This window comes from Pseudoalteromonas sp. MIP2626 (genome assembly GCF_013414205.1).
Classification (GTDB): Bacteria; Pseudomonadota; Gammaproteobacteria; order Enterobacterales; family Alteromonadaceae; genus Pseudoalteromonas; species Pseudoalteromonas nigrifaciens.
This window is the reverse complement of record NZ_JAATTW010000036.1, coordinates 1-18,466: the sequence shown is the minus strand read 5'-3', so window position 1 is coordinate 18,466 and position 18,466 is coordinate 1. Positions and strand designations below refer to the sequence as shown.

General features: G+C 39.8%; 15 protein-coding genes and 1 pseudogene. 2 read left to right on the top strand and 14 right to left on the bottom strand.

The window, feature by feature from the left end:
* Positions 1–20 precede the first annotated feature (20 nt).
* On the bottom strand, positions 21–893 hold the full coding sequence (locus tag HC000_RS13580) for a DNA replication terminus site-binding protein (protein ID WP_179807931.1): 873 nt from the start codon (positions 891–893) through the stop codon (positions 21–23).
* A 905-nt stretch (positions 894–1,798) separates the two neighbouring features.
* Positions 1,799–1,972 (bottom strand): hypothetical protein, encoded by a 174-nt coding sequence (locus HC000_RS13575; protein WP_158001147.1) that lies wholly within the window; start codon positions 1,970–1,972, stop codon positions 1,799–1,801.
* A gap of 252 nt (positions 1,973–2,224) precedes the next feature.
* On the opposite strand from HC000_RS13575, the gene HC000_RS13570 reads away from it, so the two are divergent.
* Together HC000_RS13570 and HC000_RS13565 are read left to right on the top strand one after the other, a co-directional pair.
* Complete coding sequence (locus HC000_RS13570) at positions 2,225–2,500, top strand: prevent-host-death protein (RefSeq protein WP_024608500.1); 276 nt, start codon at positions 2,225–2,227, stop codon at positions 2,498–2,500.
* Positions 2,484–2,831 carry a type II toxin-antitoxin system RelE/ParE family toxin gene (locus HC000_RS13565; RefSeq protein ID WP_024608499.1) on the top strand — a complete coding sequence of 116 codons (348 nt, stop codon included), beginning with the start codon at positions 2,484–2,486 and terminating at the stop codon, positions 2,829–2,831. Before HC000_RS13570 ends, HC000_RS13565 begins: the two co-directional genes overlap by 17 nt.
* A 417-nt stretch (positions 2,832–3,248) precedes the next feature.
* Here HC000_RS13565 and HC000_RS13560 read toward each other — a convergent pair.
* The 12 genes and pseudogenes from HC000_RS13560 to HC000_RS13500 form a co-directional block, all read right to left on the bottom strand.
* Positions 3,249–3,911 (bottom strand): annotated as a pseudogene (locus HC000_RS13560) (IS3 family transposase); the annotation flags it as partial.
* 152 nt (positions 3,912–4,063) lie between these two features.
* Entirely contained in the window at positions 4,064–4,468 is a 405-nt protein-coding gene (locus HC000_RS13555) for a TetR family transcriptional regulator (protein WP_165745027.1), read from the bottom strand.
* Positions 4,461–6,266, bottom strand: a complete 1,806-nt coding sequence (locus HC000_RS13550) for a site-specific integrase (protein WP_179807930.1) — start codon at positions 6,264–6,266, stop codon at positions 4,461–4,463. The genes HC000_RS13555 and HC000_RS13550 overlap by 8 nt, the downstream gene beginning before the upstream one ends.
* Positions 6,263–7,915: a phage integrase SAM-like domain-containing protein gene (locus HC000_RS13545; protein WP_179807929.1), complete on the bottom strand. Its 1,653-nt coding sequence runs from the start codon at positions 7,913–7,915 to the stop codon at positions 6,263–6,265. Before HC000_RS13545 ends, HC000_RS13550 begins: the two co-directional genes overlap by 4 nt.
* 7 nt (positions 7,916–7,922) lie before the next feature.
* Positions 7,923–9,056 carry a site-specific integrase gene (locus HC000_RS13540; protein WP_024592040.1) on the bottom strand — a complete coding sequence of 378 codons (1,134 nt, stop codon included), beginning with the start codon at positions 9,054–9,056 and terminating at the stop codon, positions 7,923–7,925.
* 73 nt (positions 9,057–9,129) lie between these two features.
* On the bottom strand, positions 9,130–9,828 hold the full coding sequence (locus HC000_RS13535) for a hypothetical protein (RefSeq protein ID WP_179807928.1): 699 nt from the start codon (positions 9,826–9,828) through the stop codon (positions 9,130–9,132).
* Between the two features lie 15 nt (positions 9,829–9,843).
* The gene (locus HC000_RS13530; protein WP_179807927.1) at positions 9,844–10,773 is read right to left on the bottom strand and encodes an IS1595 family transposase; all 930 of its coding nucleotides are present in this window, start codon (positions 10,771–10,773) and stop codon (positions 9,844–9,846) included.
* A gap of 262 nt (positions 10,774–11,035) precedes the next feature.
* Positions 11,036–11,470 (bottom strand): HIT family protein, encoded by a 435-nt coding sequence (locus HC000_RS13525; RefSeq protein ID WP_198527814.1) that lies wholly within the window; start codon positions 11,468–11,470, stop codon positions 11,036–11,038.
* Positions 11,471–11,815: 345 nt separating this feature from the next.
* Positions 11,816–12,907 carry an IS91 family transposase gene (locus HC000_RS13520; RefSeq protein WP_179807926.1) on the bottom strand — a complete coding sequence of 364 codons (1,092 nt, stop codon included), beginning with the start codon at positions 12,905–12,907 and terminating at the stop codon, positions 11,816–11,818.
* Positions 12,904–13,740, bottom strand: a complete 837-nt coding sequence (locus HC000_RS13515) for a tyrosine-type recombinase/integrase (protein ID WP_179807925.1) — start codon at positions 13,738–13,740, stop codon at positions 12,904–12,906. The genes HC000_RS13520 and HC000_RS13515 overlap by 4 nt, the downstream gene beginning before the upstream one ends.
* Before the next feature lie 996 nt (positions 13,741–14,736).
* Positions 14,737–15,654: an alpha/beta hydrolase-fold protein gene (locus HC000_RS13510; protein ID WP_257025530.1), complete on the bottom strand. Its 918-nt coding sequence runs from the start codon at positions 15,652–15,654 to the stop codon at positions 14,737–14,739.
* 461 nt (positions 15,655–16,115) lie between these two features.
* A complete protein-coding gene (locus tag HC000_RS13500) occupies positions 16,116–18,113 on the bottom strand; it encodes an ATP-binding protein (protein ID WP_257025534.1) in 1,998 nt (665 codons plus the stop codon).
* Between the last annotated feature and the right edge of the window lie 353 nt (positions 18,114–18,466).

Genomic DNA, 18,466 nt, shown 5'->3' with positions numbered 1-18,466 from the left:
AGGTATTAGAAAGCTGCATACTACCGAGCTGAAAACACCTCAATAGTTACCCCACCAAAGGAGCCGATAACTTCTGATACCACTTTATCAGAGCGTATTTTTCTTTGTGATCTAGCATCAAAATCAGTTAAAGCCTTAAGCTTAAGCTCATTACTTTGAATTATGATTATAGGCATTGGTGCTGTTACTGTTTTTATTCCAGCATCAAAACGTATATTTGCTGCCGGTTGTACGCGAACCTGCCGGCGTATCCTAAGCAGCTCCCCAGGAGTTTGCTTAATTTTATTGATCAATTGCTCAAGAGGTACGCGGTATTCTGGCCCCGATCTATCAAACTCCTCTTCAATTTTAAGTAAAAGGTCTTTTTTAACCGGCTTTGATAGCGAGTCCTTTCTTTGCCAGGCGAATCGAATTGATTGAATGTTTTGCTCTGAATAACATCGAATATGCCTATATAGGTGCATGGTCATAATACCAGGGCACTCTGCGCGAAGCGCTTCAAACCGGTCTTGCCTTGTTTCATACGTTTGAATGATATGGTTTTCGATATCCGTTTTTGCCGTGTTTATTTTATCCACCAGCTCAGGGATAGTAATGCTTGTTGGGTTTTGGGCAGGGGAGAGCCAAATAACGCCGACAGTGCGCCGCGCTGATTTTTGTGAATAGCCTGGTTGTATGTAAAGGTCTTGGTAGCAGGATGCCGCGAGTTCAACAGCCTTATGTCCGGTATGTTCTTCTGCTGCAATATATTTAACCGGTTCACTTTCCATTCCCTTTGAGGTGCAGGGTAGTGGGTAGGCAAGAGCGGCCAATGGTTGCGTATGTGTGAGAATTGTATTGAGAGAACGGATATTGTTTTTCAACTCATCAAACCGGTCAGTGATAAAAGGCATGGCATGCACTCGATATTTGTAGTGATAGAACAAATTACAGTTAATAGGTTAAGACTAGACCATCATGCAATATAATGAAAGTTAACCATGTAATACTTTTAATATTAACTTTTGTGGTACTACTTTGGCTGGCCTCGCCCTGAGATTAGGGTGAGAAAGAGAGAGAAAAAATAGAAAAAGCAATGAAGTTGGCCGGGAAGGAGCTCGGGGTTAAGGGTTTGTTTATTATAAACCCTTAAATGCATGATGGTCTAGATGAGCCTTACCACTTAAATCCGTATCCGCGTCAATGTCTCTTTGATTTCCAATATCTTCAAAAGTCCAACCTTTACGGTTTGCTATTTGTTTGAAAACGGAAAATTTTTTACCTATCAAATATGTCTTGTTGATTAGTTTTCAATTGTTTTAAATCACTGGATTTTGAAGTAGGTTATTGACCTGTTCTATTTACTTTAGCCAACATCTGGTGTTTGTACACCGCATTTCAACGGTTGTTTCAATTAGTGGGTATACATCCAATAAGGTATTTTGATTAAAAATAGGCTCATTGTTAAATGTCCAGCGTTAGGTTAGTTAAAGAGTGATCCCTAATTACTCTAAAGTCGCTTATCCTGAGTAGCTAGCCCCCCCTCAGCACCACCTAAGGTAAAAGCAATGGCTAACACAACACCATTTAAAACTCTTACCCAACTTCCTGGCAGCCTTAAAAGCTAATAAATTATATGTTTAACAAGTATTAATGCATTTAATGGCAACATGACTAACTAGTCCTAATGCGATAAACTATTAAACATTTTGAACTTATGATTTAAAGTAGGGATGCAGTGGAATTGAAGTAACGGGAAAATGATTAGCTATGAAAATAGGATATAACACTAAGTATAGGAAAAGTTTTATTTAAAACTTCATCCAAAAATAAGCCACTGTACGAAGATACCCGCCCCAACAATCATTGCAATAACAAGACCTATTACAAATCCACGCATAGCAAGTAGAACAAATAATAATGCATGAAACACTTGGAATACCCGCGCCCAAACCCCCTCTTTAAACGATAAACCAAACCACTCTTCTGTCACATACTCATTAAAAACGTCACGAATAGAATCCTTATTTATTCTTCTTTAGGAGGAGTATATCAACTAAAAAAATCTACACACAAAAAGACTTACCCTAAGGTACTCGTGGATAAACCTTAAAATAAAGATATACACCTTGTGGGGAAGCCTAAATAAAGACTAAATTTAGTCTTTTATTATTCTCATGCTATAATTTAAGTAAGCAGTTGAATACTTCGTGCTTAATTTGGAACAAATAAAAAGGTGAATACCATGAGAGTTGAGACTATCAGCTACCTAAAGAAAAATGCGGCTACTTTAACACTTGATGAGCCTATGATTATAACTCAGAACGGAATCCCATCGTTTGTTATTGAGTCATTTGCAGAGAAGAAAAGAAGAGATGAAGCGGTCGCTTTATTGAAGCTTTTATCATTCTCTGTAGAAGATTCAAAAAACAACAGAGTTATGTCTAGTGCTTCATTCAAGAAACGATTAGCCAATCGTAAACTTGAAGCGGAGAAAATAAATAATGACGCAAAAATTTGAGATTGAATACACCGAATCATTTTATAAGACAACGGAAAACCTAATCAATCATCTATCATACTACTCAACTGAAATAGAAGTTATTAGTAAAATAGAGAAAATAATAGATGACTTTGAGGAAAGAATAAAACGAGCACCGGAATCTTGCCAAATATCACCGCCTCTAATGCAAGAGCTTGGAATTAAAACATGGAGAGAGTACAACAAAGGCGGCATTCGAATACTATACCGCGTCATAAAAGATGAAAGTAAAGTAGTGGCTGATGTATTTTTATCACAAAAACAAGATATAGAAAGGGCCCTGACAGACTACTGTCTGATGCATATTTAAGAACTTTTTTATTTTCTTGCGCCCTAACAGGCGCGCGAAAAAGGATGTCGGCTGATCCTCTAAACGATGTATTGCTCCCCAGAAGTGCTATTGGCCTTTATGTTCTACAATATTTTTTGTAAAACAGCTCTAATATTTCTCTTGTTTCATGGTCTTCTCGTTGAAGTGGTTTTGTTATTTTGGCATACATTTGAATCAAAAGACGATTGAATATAATGGTGGCGTGGTGTCCTGTCATTTTCAAACAATTCAACCCCTGCATGAAAACATATTGCATCATTTTCTCCTGGAGAATTACTTACAAGTGATTCTACTATTTTTTTATATTCATTTTGCCTAAACGCTAGTCTGCCCTCTGAATTCAAAGCTTCCCATTGTGTATTTCTTTGCTGTAAAGCCTCGGTAATCCCCCCATTTTTAATGGAGGCTATCTGTAGAATCTTCGTTGTTCAACTTTTCCAGTTTTTGTATGGGGGTTATGCCACCTATCCCCATGTTAGGCCGTTCATTATTATAAGTCCATAACCAATCGGTTGCTTTATCTTGTAACTCACTAATATCTCTGTAAATATAATGACTTAGCCAGTCGTAACGAACCGTTCGGTTGAAGCGCTCTATATAGGCATTTTGCTGCGGGTTACCGGGTTGAATAAACCGTAATTCGATATCATTATTTAACGCCCATTGCGCTAGCTGCTTGCTAATATATTCAGGCCCATTATCACATCTGATAGCTTTGGGTTTACCACGCCACTCTATAATTTGATTTAACGAGCGGATCACACGTTCAGCAGGAAGTGATAAATCAGCGTCAATAGTCAGCCCTTCACGATTAAAGTCATCAATGACATTAAACAATCGACATGCTCTGCCATCCGCTAATTGATCATGCATAAAATCCATTGACCAACATTCATTGATGGTTTCTGGTACTGCCAATAGCTCAGGCTTATCTCTATTTAAGCGTTTCCTTGGCTTGATCCGCAAATTTAACACAAGATCACGGTAAATGCGGTAAACTCGCTTGTGATTCCACTTGTGCTTTTTTACATTACGCAAATATAAAAAACATAATCCAAATGTCGGAAGACAATAATTATAAATAGTTCGTTACATGTAACTATGGCTAACCTTCTGTTTTATATAACTTTGTTTGAGGTTACACTTTTGGATGTTTTTAACTATCTCAAAAGTAACCTTAATTTGAAATTATTAACATTAAATTCAGGCAGTTAGCTGTATATTAGTTGCGTTACATTGCTATTGTCCGCAAGAACATTGCTCAGAGCCATGTTTTTTCGTATTAACGTAGCATTTTGTGATTGAACTTTAGCGAGCATAGCTTTCAATTCTGCCACCTCAGACCGCAAGTCTCGATTGCGGTCTTTGTATTTATTAAGTTCAGTTTGTTTGGCATCACGTTGCTGTCGAATATCTTTGTTTACACCGCCTTTAATACGCTCTAATAGTTCAGGGCAATCACGGTGAATCAATGCTCGACTTACACCTGCTTCTTCGGCAACGGCAGCGACACTCATTTTGCGTTTATGAGAAACAGTATTTGGACGACCTTTTTCGATTCGAACAATGGCAAGTCGAACCGCTTTATGTGTCGCTTTTTCTTTCTGGTTAGACATTTATCACCTCGATATCCTTTCTCTCGTTAATCTCTTGCTTCATAGCTTCAACATCAATACCCAATGCCACTAGAACCTTTTCACAGCGTTCCATGCCTTTTTTTACCGCCGCTCTACCAGCTTCACCAATATCATCCAATTGCATCAGTTTCATTTGCTGCACTAGCATTCCCTCCCAATAAGGCAGGTGTCGCTTATCTACAATGCCGCTTTCACAGCTATCAGGCTTACCACACTTACACTCATCATCATTGGTGCACCACCCAATACCTGTTGAGCGAATTGGTATGGAGCTAGAGTATGCCTTTGCCATAGCACTAAGAGAGCCAAAAGATTTAATTAACTCTTTATCCTCACGGACTTTCATGATGTTTTGAGCTATGTCGCCACCAGTGATAGGCATGTCTAGTTCAAACCAATCTTGCTTAATTTCTTCTTCAACCAGATATTTCTCTCGAAGCATTTCTTCAAACAATTCAGCATCAAAAGCATCATTAAAGGCATACAAAGTGGTCATGGTAATTGACCAATGTTTAAAGTGGTCTTTTAATGCTCTCAAGTCACCTAATTCAGAGTGAACCGCATAATTAGCAAAGGTACGTCTGAATTGGTGCGCTGATAGGTTCCAATTATTCCCTATTTGTTCACATAAGTTTGGCAACCTAGTGTTAGTCATTGCCACCCCTGACAATAGGTAAATTGCGTTTCCTTTTCCCCGGTTTTTCGATAGGCAGATGTGGTTTGAGATTTCCTCAAGTCGATGTGCTTCCACATGATCGTTGCTTGCTTTCGCTTTTAGTAAATCACACTCAAGTTGGTCTTGAAGTGGAGCGCTCAAACGGCCAAGAATATCAATCGCTTCCGTGGCTATCCTTGGCGCAATCCACTCAGCTAACCCTGTATGTGTTTTCTCAGAGACAGTTTCGATGTGGTAGTAAGTGGTGTCACCTTTCGTTTCAGAGCGATACGCATCACGCTTAATGCCTAATATTTCATGGATACGCATACCCGTTGTGAGTAACAGCCAGAAGATACAGCTATCTCGAAGTAGCAATGTTTCTCTCTTTTTTGACGATTCCAGAATTTCATCAGCTTTATCTAGGTATGATTTAGTGAACTGGCACAGCGGAATTAGCACTTTATTTGGAATAATGGGGGTCTTACCTTTGGTAATGGCTTCCCGATACGCTTCACCAACATACCCTGCTTGCTCATTAGCGGTTGATTGAGGCCAAGGATGCTCTTTGACAAAATCAAACTCTTTACAGTGGTAATAAAGGTATTCTAGAACGCGGAATCTATCCACCTTGGTGACTGCTGTCAGTGGTTTAGTCTCGCCTTTTCGTTTTGAGTGCAGGGTATTTACATGCCTAACGTAGGCATTTGAGGTAAAAGCTGTCAGCCCATGTGTAACTGTAGTATCTGAGCTTAAAACCCACTGAAAATAACTTTTCAACTTGTCCAATGTTTTCACAAGAGTATTAAGAGCTAACCCCTTTTTGAATTTGCTCCAGATTACCCACTTTGCCATGCGCTTCATTTGAGTATCATCAATCGTAGAAAAAGTAAGGTTTAATGCACTTGCTATAGTTGCTTTCGTACCTTTCCTAGCAGGAAACACCCATACATCTTCCTCAAATCGAGATAGCGTTTGGTATTCACCATTGGCGAGTTTAATGTAGGTCACGATACCCGTTAGAGAGCCATCAATGACTTGCTCAAGCGCACTGGTGCTTGGCTTTGGGCATTGCTGAATTGCAAACTCAGCTTGCGTGAGTATTAACACAATTGAACTCATTGCGTCACCTTCAACATATCAAGGTTTTGCCAGTACGGATGTGGATTAGATCTTGCCCGTTCTTTTTCAGCCTCTACACGCTGTAGCTGACCAAGCTTTGCAAATTCAGGGACAACTTCTTCATCTACGATTCTTAGAACATTTTTTAAATGACGCTTCCAGTCTTTACGACCAAACTCGTCACGGCTTCGAATAATCGCCCAATAAAAACTAAAGAGTTTGTACAAATCATCACCTGTAATAACGAAGCTTTTACAGCGGAAGCAGCCTAAAAAGTCATTACAGAACGAGCCATTTTTCGGTGCTTTATCGCCATTCTTAGGGTCTTTACAATGCCCTACAGGGACACTTGGCTCTGCGCACGTTAGCTCTTTAACTCGTATCTCACCCATTAAGCCCAAGTTGCGCTTTGATTGCTCAGGAGCTTGCAGGTAGTGGTCAAGCGTTCCTGTCCCACTGTGTTTGGCTTGCCGCGCAGCAATTAACAAACTCTCACCACTCAGCTCATAAATACCATTGATGAACGTCTTGCGAAAACGGCTTACATTAAGTTTCATCGTTCGACCATCTTCATCTCTTAAGTCGTACTCTTTGATGAATTTTTTGATGTTATATCGAAGCAGCCTTTCTGCTAGAGAGGAGACCGTACCTCTCTCTGCACCTATGTGGGCAACTCTAGGCTCATAGACAAATACCAAGTCGGAATCGATAGACTTTCTCACTTGGCTATTACGCTCAATGATAGCCTCAATAAGATAAGCCACATCAAGCTTTATTCCTTGCACTACTTCAAGTTCCTGTGATTTTCGTAAATTGTGCAATTGCGTGGAGTTGCCTCTTTTTTTGAATACGGTTAAGAGCTTGCGGCAATCTTTAAGTGGGTGGTCGGTCAATGAGTCGGTAGTCATATTGAGAAGCGGAGATGTGTTGATGCCTGTCTGAATCGCCACAGCTAACAAACACAGTGTTAACTGATAACCTGTTAGTGGTTCGGTCTTTTGATAAATCGGCTTAATTGCTTGTTTTAGCGCAACCACCACCTGCCTTTTTTCATGGGGAGTCAGTGGTTTCTCGCCCTTTGCACGTTTACTTGAATTTGGAAATGGGCTCTTAGGAAAGAAATCACTGTTTAGGTTTATGTCATCAATGACTGACCAATAGCCCTTGTCCCTCATGTGTATCAGCATTGACTTGAGATGAGTGTAGTAACCTTTTAGGGTGTTATACCCTAACTCACAACCTCTAAGGTGCAGTAAATATTGCTCGATCAACTCTGGCGTAATGTCATCTTGTGTTAAGTCCTCACCCGCTGAATACCTAAATAATGTAAGGTATTCAGCGAAATGGAAAAAACCATTTTTAAAATAACCTTTTTGAGTTTCCTCGCTAAGAGCATCGGTATTTTTCAGCAGAGCTTTTGCGGTGTAGTACACTCGATTTGTAATGTCGTCATAACCTTTGCCATAGAAACGAGTAAAATTGACGTTAGAACCATTGCCACCTTTTGAACCGATATTCGGGTAATTCACTACAGGGTTGATTGGTCGGACTATTTCTCGATTTTGAGCAGTGTCAGTTGTTGACTCTACTGCCGATGTTTTCTTTAGCTTGTCTTTGTTAATAGACAGTTTTTTTCTTTGTCTCGCCATATTTCACCTACACAATCGCATCAATCTGTTGTTGATACTCAATCGACAAGTCATCGACCAAATCATTAACCAAATGTAAATATTTCATCGTGGTTGTGATACTTGAATGTCCAAGCCGAGCTTGTAGGTACATCAACGGTTCAAATTTACTGCTTTTATGCTCTAACATTCCTTTCAGCATGTGCGTTGCATAAGTATGCCTTAACATATGCGGTGATACGTGAAAGGGTAATTTAAGCGACTTGAGAGCCTTACCAAAAGCAGAACCTTGAGAAGCCCACCCTTGACCATCAGGCGTTAAAAACAAGCAATTTGACTCCACTTCCGACTCTTGTTGCTTCTGAAAACGAGCCTCATTGACATAACGCCACAAGTCCTCCATCAATCGTGTCGGGATGTGTATTTTGCGCTCTTTCTCACCTTTGGTTCGTGAAATATTGACCTCATAGTAAGCTCTGTTTCCAGTAGGCTTTCTTATTATATTCAAGGGAAACAGCAACAGTTCTTTTCGTCTAATTCCTGTCTGTAGACATAAGCGAACCATCAGCTTTAAGGTTGAATTTTCAATCGCAGATAAAAGATCTCGCACTTCAATTACCGATAAAAATTGAGCTTTTTTCTCAAAGGTTTTCATCATCAAATCAGAGCTGTATTTCTTACCACCATTTCTTTCTGTATGAGCTAAAAACTGCTGGCCTTTATTCACTGAAACGGATTCTAGAGAGTAAGGTAATGACTTAAACCACTTACCGACGCCATAAGAATAGAAACGCACTATCGTTCTTAAATGCTGATTGGTTGAATTTACCGACATGCCAAACTCACCAACACAAAGGTCACGATAAGCACTGACTAACATTTCATCTTCACTGCTTTCTGAAATGTCTCGCCAATCCAAACTGTTCTGCTCACAGAATGTCAGGAATTGAGCTAGGTGATTGCCATACGTCCACCAAGTGTTCTCACTATTCACTCGACCTCGTTTTAAGCACTCATATACCAAGAACTGCAACGCCTCTACACAAAGCATTCCTGATTCAATCCCTAGATCTGAATTATCAACTTCCCACGTTAAGAGGGGAAAGTTAGGGTACTTCACACTTTCAATTTCAAAGTCAGATGTGGATTTAATGCAAAGCATAATCGCCCTAATTCACTGTATATTAACGGCGCTGTTCCATTTCTGTGTTGATAATAAAAATTTTCAAGATTAATCAATAATTAAAAAGTTCGTTAAAAACGTCCTCAAACTGTTCGCCATTATTCAATCTTTCTAGGCCACTATACATGCTCTTTGGGTCCATCGGCTCAACAGCGATTAGCGATGCTTGGTAATACTTTACGTCGGTGTTGGGGAAGTCACTAAGGTAAAACACCGACTTAATCTTAGTTACGTCATCATTTGTCACATCAATGTTTTCTAATAAAAAAGGCTTTCGGTAATCTGCCTTGATTCCTGTACCTTCAATGAACCAAGCTGGTAGCTGAGTTAGTTCGACAAACAGATTTGTTCTGTGCCTTACTTCGGCATGAACAAGCTCATGGGCTATTACGTCAGTATTTAGTCCCTTTGGACCCAGAAATATACACTCTCTAAAGAACCCAGAACTTTGCATACCTGTGGGGTTAAATCCGAATTTGGCATATTTAGTTTCGGCTGTTGCAATGATTCTAGGACTGGAGGTAGGAACGCCATAGATATCTGAAACTCTTTGTATTGCCTCTTGTAAAGCATGTGATAGCTCAATTTGCTGTAGGTTGTCGATGCTTTGATCAACATAAAAGTTTGGCGACACTTCATTAAAGTGGTAGATCCCTATCAGTTCGCAAGCAATAGCGTCTTTTTTAAAGTACCCAAATGAAGCTATGAAAAACGTAATAAAAAAAACGGTAAATATCTTAAGTATCTTCATTAAAATTCCAACTATTTATAGTGCCAGAACTATCCAGCTATCGTCTTGTTGTGACTGATCCATTTGCCTAAACCAAGCAACGTAATTATCGAGGTAATCAGTTCCAACGCCATTAAACTGTCTAAGCCATTGTTTCCAGCGCATCATCCAATTGTTCAGTGTTTGTATGTGATAAATTTCATCTATAACTCTCTGATTATCCACAGCTATAAGCCGTTTATGATCAAGTTCAAAAGGCAGGTTTTTAACGATAGTTTGATAAGATAAGTTGCCGTCAGTACACAAGACACTCTCTGGCGTTAATACTGGAGCTAGCGACCTCTCCAACTCTTCTCTGGTGTTCCTTTGCAAGACAAAATGAGTGACAGCACCGTTGCGATCAAGTGCCAGTAAAACAGGGACTTTGCGTATATCATTGCTTTTAACTCCACGCTTACGTGCTGGCCTATCCAGTTGACGCTTCCCCTTAAACGACTCATTGATAAAAGTCTCATCAGCTTCAATAATGCCGTGAAGCTCTGAAGGCTTGCTTTGTCTTGGCTTGGATAATAACTGATGCCGCCATCGCCAAGCGGTTTTAACGTTAATGCCCAACTCACTTGCAGCCTCTCTGATCTTTGCTGTAAACCACATACCTTCAGAATACTGATGCCACTTATCTTGCTTTTTCATACCAGATAGTGGTGTACCAGTGAGCGAATTGAATGTTCGAGAGCAAACTTTACACATGTACCTTTGTTGGCCTCGCGCAGTAGTGCCGTATTTAGTGAACTCGTGACTTCCACAATGAGCACACTCAGCAACACCTTCCTCATGGACAGCAATAGCTTTGCCAGCATGATTCGAAGAAATCATATCCTCAATATGCTGTCGGAGCCTTTTCAACTGAACAAAAGTTAGCTCTTCTAAAGTAGATTGAAGATTGGCAAACTGAATATTATTCATAAGTGCTCCTATACATAATCTGATTTAATCAGTATAGCAGACCAACACAGAAATGGATCAGCGCCATATTAACACAGTATAATTGTACGCATTATGCTTTGCTACAAAAATAAACGATTTTTTATGTGGACATTGGTATGTAACACGTTTCTGGACAAAAATGAGTTGGAATATTTATTCGGTAACATAACGCTTGCAGCACGCGCGCCCACGAAATGGAGCCGGAGGCGCAATGTAGTGGGCGTCGCCGTGCCTGCACTTGTTATGCATGTGGACTTTCTAATTGTGCAATGATTAACGCAGCTATCTCTTTAAGCTTCCCAACCTCTTCAAACTGCACGCCATGGTCTTTTATCACCAACAAAGGTCCCGGAAAAACATGAAAATGAAAATGCCCCACAGTTTGACCGGCAGAAGAGCCATTGTGCTGGAATATGGTTGACCCAGTCACCCCCATAGCGCGCTCGAGAGCTTTACCTATTTTCTGAACGGTTAGCATGCATGCTTGAGCAGCTTTTGCAGACAGATCGTAAATTGTGACCGCTTGTTCCTTGGGTACTACTAATACGTGACCATCCTTCTGCGGCATTATATCCATGAATGCGAGCGTTAAATCATCCTCATAGACCTTTACACAGGGGGCCTCTCCAGCAATAATCTTCGCGAAAGTATTACTAGTGTCGTAGATTGGGTTCACTGATTTCTCCAGCTTACGGAAATGCATAACATTTTAGTATTTATGCGACACGCTGTTTGTGTTGCATAATCACTTGTTGGACTGAGCCGCTACCTGCTCGGTGTGTCAGAGTTGGTGTTGTTTATGCTATGGGAATTTGCTTTTTAGAGGCTCTCACTTTCCTCGCTAATTTAATCAGCTTAGCGAGTGTTATGTAAGCTTTCCCTGCATTGCTCAGCGCTTATTATGTATTCATTACACCTAAATTTGCCTTAATAAGCAATTATATTTTTTACACGTACAGAGGCCGCTAGCCTGAACAATTAAGCAGGTTAACTTATTGATTTGATGCAGCAAGCAAGGCTGCTAACTCGTTCGCGCTACTTTGTTTGTCGCCTCATCTAAATTCATCACACCAATAAGTCGTAAAGTACCCGTCTTGCATGACTGGCAAGGCCAATGGGGTATTAATCGTTCTTGCTCTACCTTCGGCTTCACCGCTTTGCATGGGGTTGCTGATACTTGAGCCTTTATTAACCCTAACTTTCGCTTGCGACACGCATTAGCTAAAAAGCCATAGTGGCGAATGCGCATAAACCCTTTGGGCAATACATGTTGTAAGTAACGCCGTAAAAATTCATCACAACTCAGAGTCATGACTTTATCGCGGTTGTTATCTGCATAATCGCGGTATTTAAAGCTCACTGTTTCTTCAGTCGCTGACACTAATCGTGATTCTGACATTACGCCTTTTCGGGTATAACGAGCAAGGTAACTAACTAGCTTTTCACTGTACGTTAAACAAGCTTTGCTATACACGCACCATTTGGTTGGCGTGCTTACCTTCGCGAATGAACTATCGCATTCATTGAGCGCCGCCAGCATTTTCCCTCTGAACACTGTTGATAATGCTTTAACGGGGTATAAATAGCCTTTTTCTATTTTATGCCAGTGCGCTTTATCAAGCGCGCCTGCGGGTATCAAACAGTGTAAATGGATATGCTGACCTAAGTTTTGCCCCCATGTATGCAGTACACTTGTCATGCCTAACTGACCATGCCTCTTTCGTTTCGCAAATTTACTCAGCGTTTGCCATGCGGCTTTAAATAAACACTGGTACAACGCGCTTGGGTTATAGTGCGCAATGATATTCAACTCATGAGGGAGCGTAAAAACAAGGTGGAAATACCGACACGGTAATAAATCCTCTTGCTGCCTTTGCACCCACTTAGCAGTAGCCATGCCTTGGCAACGCGGACAATGACGGTCTCGACAACTACATCCAATCTTTTGTGACTCACCACAGTTATCACATTGCCATGCTTGGTAACCGAGCTGACCCGTTCTGCATGATTGAAGGTGCTGACACACGCGCAGTTGTTGATAACTCACCGTATGATGTTGGCGATAACTCTCAAGGCTTGAGTTTAAAATATCAGCGAGGTGTAAGGCGTTCATTGTTTACTCCAGCTCGCAAGCAAATCAATGCCGCCATGACCTAACTCTGGTAACCAATGTAAGTAACTTTGTGTGGTTTTAATATCACTGTGGCCAAGCTGATGTTGCAGTTGATGAAGTGGCATACCTGATTCAAGTTGGTGTGTTGCATAAGCATGGCGTAAAGTATGTGGATTACAGTGCTTTAAGCCACACGCTTGTGCATGTTTTCTCAATGGCTTCCTGAAGGTTGATGCTGACATAGGTTTATCCATTAATAACCGTGAATAGAACATCCAACCTGTTGGGTGATACATTTTCCAATAACAACGTAATTGAGCCAGCACGCTATCTGATACAACAACATAGCGTGATTTATCCCCTTTACCTTGTTCAATTAAAATAGTTTTACGCTGTCCATCGATATCTTGCACTTTAATGCGTAGCAGTTCATTAATACGTAAGCCACACCCATAGCACACCATAATCAATGTTTTTAAGCGCATATCATCCGTGCAGCTCTCTATCAGCCGCCGCATATCATCACGTGATAAATAGGTGGGTGCGCGCGACTTCACTTTTGGCAATGCGACATCTAAGTTCAATGGCCGGTGTAAAATATTCTTAAACAAAAACCAAATGCTGTTTATCTGTACTTTTTGGCTTGCTCTAGACAGTTTACGAATAGCGGGATCGTTAAAAAAGGCGTTAAGTTCGTCATCAGTAATCGAATCGAGTGGTCTATTAAAATAATGACTGAGTTTTAGTAAATGTTCACAGTAGCTTTTACAGGTACTTTGCGAATAACCACGATAGACTATTTCAGTTTTGACTTGTTCAATGAGTGTATTCATGACTTACCTCCAAGTTATGGGATAACCCCAAGGTAAGTGTGGCTCAAATGGTCAGAATAGGATCTCCGCGTAGCGGCTTAGTTCAACAATTTTATAGTGCGCTCATCGCGCATATTTCTGCCGACTTAACGCTCATTTATTTACTTTATATAGTTTTAACAAATTATCTAAGGCATTACTATCACTAAGTTTTCTAAATTATTTAGGTAAAGTTAAATGCATCAATATGCGCACAGCGCTCATTTTCATGAATATATTCGCAAAGAGCAGTTTAACCAATCTATTAACGACGATGTTTAGCCAGTCTCAATGACCGGTTATCGCTCTTTTAAGGCATTCGCCTCAACACGTTTTGGGGCAGAAATGAGTTTGGCAACATCGCCTCTGTTAGATTCCAATCAGCACAGAAAGTACTACCTCTATAAGAACTATGCTTTAGTTCAGTTCACCCTTACAACCGCAGATATTAACCATTAAAGGAGATGTTACACTTTTAAGTATGCATAACAATAATGTTTGAAACTTTCTTGCCTTCCCAGTCCGCCTTTCGTGTCAATAGAAGGTATGTATGACAATAAAGATCAAAACTTAGATTCAATCAACGTGCCTATCCAAAGAAAAATTGTGACAACAAAGATGGAAACTCACTTTTGGACAGAAATAAGTTAAAGCCGAAGGACGGCTCTGTGCCATGAATGGACATTGAAGATTCTTAATGTGTGAAGTCAAGATTTGACCCCATTCGCTTTCATTCGCTTTTTTGGGCATTCACATAACGAGGCTGTAGAATAACTCCAACAGCCAAAATCAATTAAAAAACGAGCTCCTGCAATTAATTCTAAGCGTTTTTAGAGCATTAGGTAATGTATTTGAACCCATAAAACAGGCTGTTTTTCTTAAAAAAGAGTAATTCTACAGCCTCAACGCAGCCAGCACGCGCGGCTTTGTAGTGAAAGCAACGCCGTAACGGAAAAGACGTCGCCTTGCCTGGCCTTGTTAAATTTTCGCCCAAAATTCATAATACTTAGTAAGCGCTTTAGGCACAGAAACATATGGATTTGCATTATGCCCAGCACCTTCGCTATAACTGTGTGCCCATTGTAAATTGGCGGGAGCATTGGTTTCCAAAGCACTAAGTAGCCCTTTGAAAGAACCAGTAATAATTTCGTTTTCTTTTGCACCCAAGCTAAGGTATAAGAAAATAGGTTTACCATCGGTAGCGGGCAAGTTTTCTGCAAACTCTTTTACAACCACCGAATCGTCGTACCAAGCTGCTGGGCTAAAAGCAAAGTACCCGCTAAAAAGATCCGGTTTAGTAACAATTGTATAGAGTACCAAACTCCCACCTGCCGAAAAGCCACTTAACAACCTGTTGTCGTTGATAGAGTAATTCTTCTCAAGATATGGGAGCAATTCAGTTTCGATGAATGCTAAAAATTTATCAGCTTTACCAAATATATCCGGATGATTATCGTTTTCAGGGCGAGCTTCAATACTTACATCACGTCGAGCGTACGGAGGAACTAAATCCCTGTTTCTCGAATCAACCCAAAACAAATTAGGTATAGCAACAATTATAGAATCTTCTATAATGTCCTGTGAGCTTAGCTCAGCCAGTGTTTCATCCCAGCGTACCAGATTAAAATTACCGTCAGTTTTAATAATTAGCGGGTATTTTTTACTTCGCTCGTAACTACTAGGTAGCCGAACAAAGATTTTCCTGTTTTCGCTTAATACCGAAGAGTAAATCGTTTCATCAACAAAATCAGAAGTGTAATCCTCTTTGTATTGTTGTGCCTTAAAAAATGCAGCAGCCACCGCGGCTAGCACAATTCCAATTAATACAACATTTTTAATAACTTTGAAATTCATAAATTCTTCCTTGAAAAATTTAACAGTGCGCTCATCGCGCATATTTCTGCCGACTCCACACTCACTTATCTACTTTATATAGTTTTAACAAATAACCTAAGGTATTACTATCACTAAGTTTTCTAAAACTTTTAAGTAAAGTTAAATGGAACAATATGCGCGCGTCGCTCATTTTCATGAATATATGCGCAAAGAGCTGTTTAATAAATCAATTAACGACGATATTTAGCCAACCTCAATGACCGCTTTTCGCTCAAAGCGGTCGTTGAACTTTCATCACTTGATGTTAACTTTAAGTCTAAAACTGCAATTTTAACTTAAAAACTCACATCCATTTACAATTTAAATTTTTCCTATCATTTTTGCATGGGTTAGGTTTATCCCCAAAGCGCCTCAGAACAAATCTTAATACTTTAAAACCATTACCCATGACATTTTTTATATTTCATCCTTGAGCCGTACGGACATGGCTTGTTGCGGCCAATTTTTTATTGATTTTTGTACTAAATTGCTCTTAGCGCCTTACTACGTATCCCACTAATTAGCCTACGTTGATTTGTAATCTGCTCCTGCATTTCTTTGGGCTGTCCTGCGACTAGAGGTTCAAGTCGCATAAGTTCCTTTTCGGATTCTAAAAATTTTCCACAATATGCAAGTATTACAGCATACTGACATCTCACATCAAACATACGATTTAATAATCCTAATTTTGATATATTAGGCATGACATGCTGGTCCATTACCTCTTTTGCTCCAATAAAATCCTGTAGCTCTACAAAGTCATCTGCTAAATTTTGAGCCGTTTTAATGAAAGAGTCATAAGCTTGCGCCATTTCGTATAACTTCATACATTGAATTCTAATATTTAGTCTTTCTCTACTAGGCAAGCAATCCCCCCGTAATGACAAAGCAGTAGCTAACCTTTTCAGATCATCATGCAATTCAGGGGATTTATTGATTTCTTTCAAAAGAACAGAAGAGTTTTTACCTCGCATTTCCTCATACTGGAAACCGATTAGATCAAAATATTCAGGAATAAGATCCTCTAGTATTTGTAATGAAATATCTATATCCCCTAATTCCATTAGTGAGGCTGCCGCATTATATTTAAAAACCCTAAGATACGCTGGATCATCAGGAATCTCATTGAATGCATTATCCATTAGCTTAATTACTTTATCTGTATTACTTTGTGTAGCTTCATAAAGCATTCGCTTCATCATGTATGAAAGCTTTTCCCTGGTTCCTAATTGATTTGCTTCCACCAACTGTTTCATCTGATCCAAAAAAATAGCTGTAGTATGAATTCCCCAATGATGAGTCGCATCGAATACCAAACCATCTAACGCCCAGAAACGTTGTTTGGGACTAGCCTCTAAAGAACCCGCAATAGGCTTTAAGAATGCTTTTATTTCATTACTAATGCCCATTTCATGGAAATGCTCTTCTCCTGCCAGCTCGATTAAAAGCTCAACCTCTTCTAACGCAACAAGTGTACGAATGAATAAAGAAAACCTTGAGCTATCACGTTTTTCTATTAATGATTTCATTAGTATATTTTTGAGAGAACGCTGTGATTGCAATAAAGCATCGTCTTCCATCATTACTAAATTTCGCCTGCCAAGTATCCTAATAGCATCATGAACCTTTAATCGTTCACCTCCGTAAATCTCTATTACACCAGAAGTTCTTAACTTTCTAAGTGTTTCAACTATGATTGGCGACTGTAAATTTAACACCCCTTTAAGTAACTCTATTATTTCAGATTGATACAATGCCTCATCAGAAAGGCTCCAAACCGATAAAATATTTTGTGTTGTCACCGGAAACGATGCAAATAATTTAGTAAGGATGATCTCTTGTGAGGTTTCTACTGTATGTGTAAGTGTTTCAAGTTCATGACAAAAGATATCTAAATCACCTTCGGTTTGGCTTGCAGAAAGCTCTACTGCACTTTGAACATAAAGCGGAATTCCTCCTGTGAGTTTAATAAGCTTATCTAATGCAGCAACACTTCCTTTACAGTCATATGCTTGAGCTACTACTGCAACCGTATCTAAATCCCATCCAGAAAGAACTTCACGATCAATACCTAGTTGAGCCTCAATCAAGCGCAGGTTATCTGAAGGCTGACACAGTAATATGAACTGAATACTACTCGCTGCATTAATAACAGAACGGAGGTTCTCAGCAGGCATTTTATGTGAATTGTCCAATACAATAATAGGCTGTTTATCCAAACTTTTTAAATGAATACTTAGAGCACTTAAAGACTCAAGACCAGTCGCTCCAGGGTATAAAATTTTTCTTACTGTATCAGAATGGCTCTCTACAATTCTTGGAGCAAGCTCTCTCACTAGGGAAGTAGCTAAAGCTGAGCCAGGAAGCTCTCCGACATCATAGTAAACAATAGTATCAGTTGTATGTCTGGCGGCTTCTGATACCCAAGCTGTTTTTCCTGCTCCCGAAAATCCGCAGATTATTCTTACAGAATTTTCCATCTTTATGGACGGCTCATTAATTTGTGGTCGGTAAGGATCTGGGGGGGAAGGAAAATCCTGTAGTTGAATCAGTAATTGCTCAAACAAATCAGGAAGCTCATCTGTTTGAAAAGAGTGATTAGGATGAAGTGCACTTCCAGTACAAGCCATCTGGACTCGTCCTGCAAGTTTCCACACTAAAGAATCAGGAGAAATCATCGAGAAAGGTAATTTTTCAGCTTGAAGTACGCACCACTTTAAAGCTTCATTGTGAGCGTCTAGCGAACTACACCTATATTTTAAAATTCCAGGGTAACAAGCTGTCGATATCGGGCTCAGGCTGGCACAGTTCATCAAGGCAAGCACAGATGTAA